Annotated in this window: 7 protein-coding genes and 2 tRNA genes; all 9 read left to right on the plus strand. The window is 71.6% G+C overall.

Features of this window, described 5'->3' with window-relative positions; all coding sequences use genetic code 11:
• The coding region (locus tag HW445_RS11705) for an LCP family protein (protein ID WP_180220963.1) at positions 1-1315 on the plus strand (1315 nt) is incomplete at its 5' end.
• 192 nt (positions 1316-1507) lie between these two features.
• On the plus strand, positions 1508-1957 hold the full coding sequence (gene rsfS, locus HW445_RS11710) for a ribosome silencing factor (RefSeq protein WP_180220964.1): 450 nt from the start codon (positions 1508-1510) through the stop codon (positions 1955-1957).
• A complete protein-coding gene (locus tag HW445_RS11715) occupies positions 1954-2625 on the plus strand; it encodes a histidine phosphatase family protein (protein WP_180220965.1) in 672 nt (223 codons plus the stop codon). The genes rsfS and HW445_RS11715 overlap by 4 nt, the downstream gene beginning before the upstream one ends.
• A 109-nt stretch (positions 2626-2734) precedes the next feature.
• Positions 2735-2807, plus strand: a tRNA-Ala gene (locus tag HW445_RS11720).
• 260 nt (positions 2808-3067) lie between these two features.
• Positions 3068-3301 (plus strand): hypothetical protein, encoded by a 234-nt coding sequence (locus tag HW445_RS11725; protein ID WP_108955357.1) that lies wholly within the window; start codon positions 3068-3070, stop codon positions 3299-3301.
• Between the two features lie 127 nt (positions 3302-3428).
• Positions 3429-3501: transfer RNA gene (locus tag HW445_RS11730), tRNA-Ala, on the plus strand.
• A gap of 334 nt (positions 3502-3835) precedes the next feature.
• Positions 3836-6724, plus strand: a complete 2889-nt coding sequence (gene leuS, locus HW445_RS11735; protein WP_180220966.1) for a leucine--tRNA ligase — start codon at positions 3836-3838, stop codon at positions 6722-6724.
• A 289-nt stretch (positions 6725-7013) separates the two neighbouring features.
• Positions 7014-7733 (plus strand): hypothetical protein, encoded by a 720-nt coding sequence (locus HW445_RS11740; RefSeq protein ID WP_180220967.1) that lies wholly within the window; start codon positions 7014-7016, stop codon positions 7731-7733.
• 102 nt (positions 7734-7835) lie between these two features.
• Positions 7836-8237, plus strand: a 402-nt coding sequence (locus HW445_RS11745) for a DegV family protein (protein ID WP_180220968.1), incomplete at its 3' end; no start/stop codon positions are given.

Raw genomic sequence — 8237 nt, forward strand, 5'->3', positions numbered from 1 at the left:
GCCGCGCCGGGACGCCGGTCCGGGCTACGACACCGAGCAGTTCGCCTTCGTCGAGGAGCAGGACGGCGAGTCCGAGGACGTCATCGACTGGCTCCAGTTCACCGAGAACCGCACCGAGCGCCGCGAGGAGGCCAAGCGCCGGGCGCGCGCCCGTATGACGGCCGTCCTCGTCGTCCTCGCCCTGGTCGTGGTGGCCGGCGGCGGCTACCTCTGGTACGCGGGCAAGCTGCCCTTCCTGTCCTCGTCGGACGGGGAACAGGGTTCCCGGACCGCCTCGGGCGCCCAGAAGCGCGACGTGATCGTGGTCCACCTGCACCCCACCAAGGGCTCGGACACCTCCACCCTGCTGCTGGTGGACAACGCCACCACCGAGGAGGGCAGCGCCGTGCTGCTGCCCAACTCGCTGGCCCTCATCGACCAGGACGGCAACGCCACCACCCTCGGGCAGTCCGTCGGCGACGACGGATCGTCCGGCACCCGGGAGTCCCTGGACACCGTCCTCGGCACCCGGATCGAGGGCACCTGGCGGCTGGACACCCCGTTCCTGCAGAACCTGGTCGACATCGTCGGCCACATCGAGGTCGACACCGACACCGACGTCCCCGACCCCAAGGCCGAGGACGAGGGCGCCGCCCCGCTGGTCCACCAGGGCGAGCAGCAGACCCTCAGCGGCAAGATGGCCGCGGCCTACGCCACCTACCGGGGCCCGAGCGAGGCGCAGAGCGCGCAGCTGGAGCGGTTCGGCCAGGTCATGCGGGGCGTGCTGCGCAAGCTCTCCTCCGACGAGCAGGGCGCCACGGTCACCGTGCAGCAGCTCGGCCAGATCATCGAGCCGCCGCTGACCGACAAGGACCTCGGCCACTTCCTGGCCGGCCTCGCCGACCACGCCAAGGGCGGCGACTACCGCACCACGCTGCTGCCCGTGGAGGGCGACGGCACCCTCGGCGAGAAGGCCAGCCAGGAGATCGTCGAGAAGGTCCTCGGCGGCCAGGCCCAGAGCCCCGGTGAGGACGGCGGCGGCGTGCGGGTCAGCCTGCGCAACGCCACCGGCGGCAAGACCGACGCCAAGGAACAGCCGATCGCCGACCTCGCCCGGGTGGCGCTGGTCAACGGCGGCTACACCTACGTCGCCGCCGGAAGCGCGGACGCGGCCGCCACCTCCGAGGTGCGGTACGCCGACGCGGGCGCCGAGGACGAGGCGATCGAGGTGGCCCGCACCCTGGGCCTGCCGGAGTCGGCCGTCACCAAGGGCGCCACCGCCTCCAACGCGGACGTCACGGTGGTGCTCGGCCAGGACTACGACCCGGGAACCTGACCCGCCGTGCGAGGACGCGCACCCACGCACGCACGGAGCCGGTCCCGCCGCCGCGGGACCGGCTCCGGCCGTTCCCGGTCCGGCCCGTGCGGCTCCGCCGGTGTGGCCATGGCCTCGTGGTATTCCGTGGGGCGGTCCCGGCGGTCCGTGAGACCCTGGACGGGAAGAAGTCCGACGACGGAAAGCCAGGCAGTGACCGCCACCGACCGATCCATCGAGCTCATCACCACCGCCGCCCAGGCCGCGGCCGACAAGCTCGCGCACGACATCATCGCCTACGACGTCAGCGACGTGCTGTCGATCACGGATGCCTTCCTGCTCGCCTCCGCGCCCAACGACCGTCAGGTCAAGTCGATCGTCGACGAGATCGAGGAGCGGCTGCAGAAGGAGCTCGGAGCCAAGCCGGTGCGCCGCGAGGGCGACCGGGACGCCCGCTGGATCCTGCTCGACTACGTCGACATCGTCGTCCACGTCCAGCACAGCGAGGAGCGCGTCTTCTACGCCCTGGAGCGTCTGTGGAAGGACTGCCCCGAGCTCGACCTGCCGGAGGACGCCAGGGAGACCCGTGGCAAGGCCGCGGAGCACGCCCGGACGCAGGCCGCGCAGGAGGAGGCCGGGCTGCCGGACGGTGAGGTCTGGTGACGGCTGCCGCGGGAGCCGCCGCGAAGAACGCCGGCCGCGGCCGCCGCGTGATCCTGTGGCGGCACGGCCAGACCTCGTGGAACGTGGAGCGCCGCTTCCAGGGCACCACGGACGTCGACCTCACCGACACCGGCCGCGCCCAGGCCAAGCGGGCCGCCAAGCTGCTCGCCCGGCTGGCGCCGGACGCGATCGTCGCCTCCGATTTGCGGCGTGCCGCCGACACCGCCTCCGAGCTGGCCGCCCTCACCGGCCTGGAGGTCGCCCGGGAGGAGGGCCTGCGGGAGACCTTCGCCGGTGTCTGGCAGGGCCTCACCCACGACGAGATCATCGCCCGGCACGGCGACGAGTACATGGCGTGGAAGCAGGGTGAGCCGGTCCGCCGCGGCGGCGGCGAGCTGGAGACCGAGGTCGCCGACCGCGCGGCCCCGGTGGTGCTGCGGCACGCCGAGAAGCTCCCCGTGGACGGCACGCTGGTCGTGGTCAGCCACGGCGGCACGATCCGCACCACCATCGGCCGGCTGCTGGGCCTGGACGCCCACCTGTGGGAGGGCCTGGGCGGGCTGTCCAACTGCTGCTGGTCCGTGCTCGGCCAGGGCGCCCGCGGCTGGCGTCTGCTGGAGCACAACGCGGGCTCCCTGCCGGAGCCGGTGCTCGGCGACGACACCTGACGGCTCTCCCGGGCCCCACGGGGGCCCGGGACCGGCCGATTTCACTTTTCGGCTGGTCACAGGCTAGAGTTCTACTCGTTCGCCCCGCCGAGCGGGAAGCGAACAGCGAGGGGCTATAGCTCAGTTGGTAGAGCGCCTGCATGGCATGCAGGAGGTCAGGAGTTCAATTCTCCTTAGCTCCACAGTCGGAAGATCCCGTCCGGTCGAGAGACCGGGCGGGATCTTTGCTGTGCCCTCACCTCGCCGGAGCCGCAGAGGGCCGCAGGAGGTGACTAGGTGGACGTACGCCAGGGAAGGGATCCCGTCCGGCAGGTCGGGATCTTTTCGTATCAGCCTGGTATCGGGGCGGCGGGCCCCGGCGTCGTCCCGGTGCCGCCGCCGGCGCACATGGCAGAATCGGACGGCCGGATGGGGACCGCGGCCCGACGGGAGGGAGTGGCGCGTGGGGGCACACCGCAGGAAGTGCGACTGGTGCGGCAGCGGCACGCCGATCGTGCGGGACATGGAGCCGGTCAACGAGGAGTACCAGTACTGGTGCGAGGAGTGCGCCAGGGCGCTGATCATAAAAGGCGACCCCATCGAGACCTACCGCGAACTCGAGGGCGAGCCGATCTACGGCCGGCTGCTCGACGAGCTCTGCACCCTCAAGCGCTTCTACTCGTTCGAAACCGCCTGAGCTACTTTACTTTTCGGGCGAATCCGGACAGAGCGGAAACGATTTGGTGTCCGCCCCCCAGGGTCATGTAATGTTCTCTGTGTCGCCGGGGGGAACAGCACAGGGAAGCCCGGACGACACACCGCAAGGGGCTATAGCTCAGTTGGTAGAGCGCCTGCATGGCATGCAGGAGGTCAGGAGTTCAATTCTCCTTAGCTCCACAGTCGAGAAGGCGGGTCATCCGGAAGGATGGCCCGCCTTCTGCGTGTCCCGCCCTTCGAACTGCCTCGCGGCGCTTCGAAGGGCTGCGGTACCCTGACGCCATGCGTGCCGTACGCCTTCTGCTTAGCGGGCCGCGCTGATCAGTCCCGGCCACCACGAGAACCGTGGCCGGCATCGGCGCGGCGCCCCCTCCTGTGCGAGGGGTTTTTTCATTTCCGGGCCCTCCCCGAGCTCTCGGCTCCGCTCGAGCAGGTGGTGGGGGCACCCCCGGACGAAGTCCGGGGCAGGGCCCCCACGGCAGAGACGACGTCGATCGATGGAGCTTTGAGGATCATGAGCGAGACGAACCCCGCGACCGCCGCCGAGTCGGCGGAGGTCGCGCCCCACCGCTACACGGCCGCCCTGGCGGCCGAGATCGAGGCACGCTGGCAGGACTTCTGGGACGCCGACGGGACTTACGAGGCCCCGAACCCGTCCGGCGACCTGGCGGGCGACCCCGAGGTCGTCGCCCGCCCCAAGAAGTTCATCATGGACATGTTCCCGTACCCGTCGGGTGCGGGCCTGCACGTCGGCCACCCGCTGGGCTACATCGCCACCGACGTCTACGCCCGCCACCAGCGGATGACCGGGCACAACGTCCTGCACACCCTGGGCTTCGACGCCTTCGGCCTGCCGGCCGAGCAGTTCGCCGTGCAGACCGGCACCCACCCGCGGGTCTCCACCGAGGCCAACATGGCCAACATGAAGGCGCAGCTGCGCCGCCTGGGCCTGGGCCACGACAAGCGCCGGTCGTTCGCCACGATCGACCCGGAGTACTACCGGTGGACCCAGTGGATCTTCCTGCAGATCTTCAACTCCTGGTACGACCCCGAGGCCGGCAAGGCCCGCCCGATCGCCGAGCTGGTCGCCCGGTTCGAGAGCGGTGAGCGCCAGGTCCCCGGCGGCCGTGCCTGGGCCGACCTGTCCGCCGTCGAGCGCGCCGATCTGCTGAGCCAGTACCGCCTGGCCTACGCCTCGGACGCGCCGGTCAACTGGTGCCCCGGGCTGGGCACCGTGCTGGCCAACGAGGAGGTCACCGCCGACGGCCGTTCCGAGCGCGGCAACTTCCCGGTCTTCAAGGCCAGGCTGCGCCAGTGGAACATGCGGATCACCGCCTACGCGGACCGCCTGCTGGACGACCTGGACGGGCTGGACTGGCCCGAGGCGATCAAGTTGCAGCAGCGCAACTGGATCGGCCGATCCGAGGGCGCCCGCGTCGACTTCCCCGTCGACGCCGACGGCGAGGCCGCCGCCGTGACCGTCTTCACCACCCGCCAGGACACCCTGTTCGGCGCCACCTACATGGTGCTGGCGCCGGAACACCCGCTGGTGGAGAAGTTCACCCCCACCGCCTGGCCGGAGGGCACCCGCGAGGCGTGGACCGGTGGTCACGCCACCCCGGCGGAGGCGGTCGCCTCCTACCGCGCGCAGGCGGCGTCCAAGTCCGACGTGGAGCGTCAGGCCGAGGCCAAGGACAAGACCGGCGTCTTCACCGGTGTCTTCGCGACCAACCCGGTCGACGGGGAGAAGATCCCGGTCTTCATCGCCGACTACGTGCTGATGGGCTACGGCACCGGCGCGATCATGGCCGTGCCCGCCCACGACAGCCGTGATTTCGCCTTCGCCCGCGCCTTCGAGCTGCCCATGCGCTGCGTGGTCGAGCCCACCGACGGCCGGTCCACCGACCCGGCCGACTGGGACGACGCCTTCGCCTCCTACGACGCGAAGCTGATCAACTCGTCGGGCGAGGACATCTCCCTGGACGGCCTGGGCGTCGTCGAGGCGAAGGCCCGCATCACCGCCTGGCTGGCCGGGCGGGGCATCGGTGAGGGCACCGTCAACTACCGCCTGCGCGACTGGCTGTTCAGCCGCCAGCGGTACTGGGGCGAGCCGTTCCCGATCGTCTACGACGAGGACGGCGTGGCGCACCCGCTGCCCGAGTCGATGCTGCCGCTGGAGCTGCCCGAGGTCGAGGACTACTCGCCGCGCACCTTCGACCCGGACGACGCGGACACCCAGCCGGAGACCCCGCTGTCGCGCAACGAGGACTGGGTGAACGTCACCCTGGACCTGGGCGACGGACCGAAGAAGTACCGCCGCGAGACCAACACCATGCCCAACTGGGCCGGCTCCTGCTGGTACGAGCTGCGCTACCTGGACCCGCACAACGACGAGAAGCTGGTCGACCCGGCGATCGAGCGGTACTGGATGGGCCCGCGCGAGGGCATGCCGCACGGCGGCGTCGACCTGTACGTGGGCGGCGCCGAGCACGCGGTGCTGCACCTGCTGTACGCGCGGTTCTGGTCCAAGATCCTGTTCGACCTGGGGCACATCTCCTCGCCGGAGCCGTTCCACAAGCTGTTCAACCAGGGCATGATCCAGGCCTTCGTCTACCGCGACAGCCGGGGCATCGCCGTGCCGGCCGCCGAGGTGGAGGAGCGCGACGGCGCCTACTGGTACCAGGGCGAGCAGGTCTCCCGGGTGCTGGGCAAGATGGGCAAGTCCCTGAAGAACGCCGTCACCCCCGACGAGATCTGCGCCGAGTACGGCGCCGACACCCTGCGCCTGTACGAGATGGCCATGGGCCCGCTGGACGTCTCCCGCCCGTGGGACACCCGCGCGGTGATCGGCCAGTACCGCCTGCTGCAGCGGCTGTGGCGCAACATCGTCGACGAGGCGACCGGCGAGGTCACCGTGGTCGACGCGGAGCCCGACGAGGACACCCTGCGGGCCCTGAACAAGGCGATCGACGGCGTCCGCCAGGACCTGGAGGGCATGCGGTTCAACACCGCCATCGCCAAGATCACCGAGCTGAACAACCACCTGACCAAGGCCGGCGGCGCGGTGGCGCGCTCGGTGGCCGAGCCGCTGGTGCTGATGGTCGCCCCGCTGGCCCCGCACTTCGCCGAGGAGCTGTGGCACCGCCTGGGCCACGCCGAGTCGGTCGTCCACCAGGACTTCCCGGTCGCCGACGCGGCCTACCTGGTCGACGAGACGGTGACCTGCGTCGTGCAGGTCAAGGGCAAGGTCAAGGCGCGTCTGGAGGTTCCCCCGTCCGTCTCGGAGGAGGAGCTGGAGAAGATCGCGCTGGCCGACGAGAAGGTCGTCGCCGCGCTGGGCGGGGCCGGTGTCCGCAAGGTGATCGTCCGGGCGCCGAAGCTGGTGAACATCGTCCCGGCCTGACCACGAGGCCGCGGGTGAGGACGGGGGTCCTCGTCCTCACCCGCGGGCGCGGGCGGACGCGCGGGCGGGCGCGCGGGCGGACGGACGCGCGGGCAGGCGCCGTGGCGTGAACGCCGTCCGGGCGGGAAAACGCCCCCTAGGGGACGCAGGGCCTGCGGAACCGGGGAACGATCAGGGGCGGGTCGGGGGTTCCGTGGAACTCCTGACCCGCCCCTGGCGTTTACCGTGGGAGAGTGGTGGGGGGGACCGATTCCCGCACCGGGTGGCTGCGCGCGAAGGAGGAACTGCGGTGGATGTGGTCATTGCCGTGTTCGCGGTGATCTTCTTGCTGCTCGTCTCGCTGGCCGCCTGGGGCACGGTCAAGGCCGTCGGCGCCGCCAGGCGCGGCGTGGACCGCACCATCACCCAGGCCCGCCGCTCGGTCGAGGACACGACGCTGCGCGCCCGCTCGATGGCCCAGCCCGGCCCCGTCGGAGAGCTCGCCGAGCTGCGGCTGAAGCTGCGCACCTCGATGCGGGCCACCCAGCAGGCCCTGGAGGCGGGCTCGGCCGACGACGGCTCGCTCAAGGAGTCCCTGGCCCTCTTCGAGCGGCTCGGTGCTCACGGCCGTGAGCTGGACGGCGACCTCAAGCGGCTGGAGTCCGAACCCGACCGTGCCACCCTCGCCGAGCGGCTGCCCGGCCTGCGTGAGCGCACCGAGCAGATCGTCCGCTCCGCCGACTCCCTGCGCTGGGCCGCCCGGGACCGCGCGCGCCGCTTCGCCGAGGACGACCTGGAGTCGCTGAGCGCCCAGATCGACGTCGAGGCCGGCGCCCTGCGGCACTGGGACCGGGTCGAGGAGGCACCGCAGCAGACGCCGCCGCAGCCGTCCCCCGAACCCTCACGCGGCCGCCGGACCGAGCAGGAGGCTCCGCGTGAGGGCCGTGCCGCGCTGAACCCGTCGCGGCCCCGGACGCCCAACCCGTGGGAGAAGCTGGACCGGCAGACCCGGCCCGAGAGCACCACCTGACCTGCCGCGGCGCCGACGCGGAGGCGAAGGCTCCGGGGCGGTTACCCCCGCGTCACCGGGGTGGCATGCCGGGCGGCGAGTACGGCAGGTAACCTCCAGTCCATGTCCCGCCATGTCGCGATCGTCACCGATTCCACGGCCTACCTGCCGCCCCGGACGACGGCCCGGCACGGCATCACCTCCGTCCCGCTGACCGTCGTCCTCGGCGACCGGGCGCTGGAGGAGGGCACCGAGATCTCCGCCCGCTCCCTCGCCGAGTCGCTGCGCAGGAAGCTTCCCGTCACCACCTCGCGGCCCGGCCCGGAGGTCTTCGCGGAAACCTATCGGCGGATCGCGGAGACGGGCGTCTCGGCGATCGTCTCCCTGCACCTGTCCGCCGAGTTCTCCGGCACCTACGACGCCGCCGTGCTGGCCGCCCGGCAGGCGCCGGTGCCGGTGCGGGTCGTGGACACCGGGATGGTGGCCATGGCCCTCGGGTTCTGCGCGCTGGCGGCGGCCGAGACG

Source organism: Streptomyces sp. UH6, assembly GCF_013421635.1.
In the GTDB taxonomy this organism is placed as follows: domain Bacteria; phylum Actinomycetota; class Actinomycetes; order Streptomycetales; family Streptomycetaceae; genus Streptomyces; species Streptomyces abyssomicinicus.

Bases quoted from the DNA above. Each gene is read 5' to 3' on its own strand.
- leuS (WP_180220966.1), top strand. From the start codon at position 3,836: ATGAGCGAGACGAACCCCGCGACCGCCGCCGAGTCGGCGGAGGTCGCG.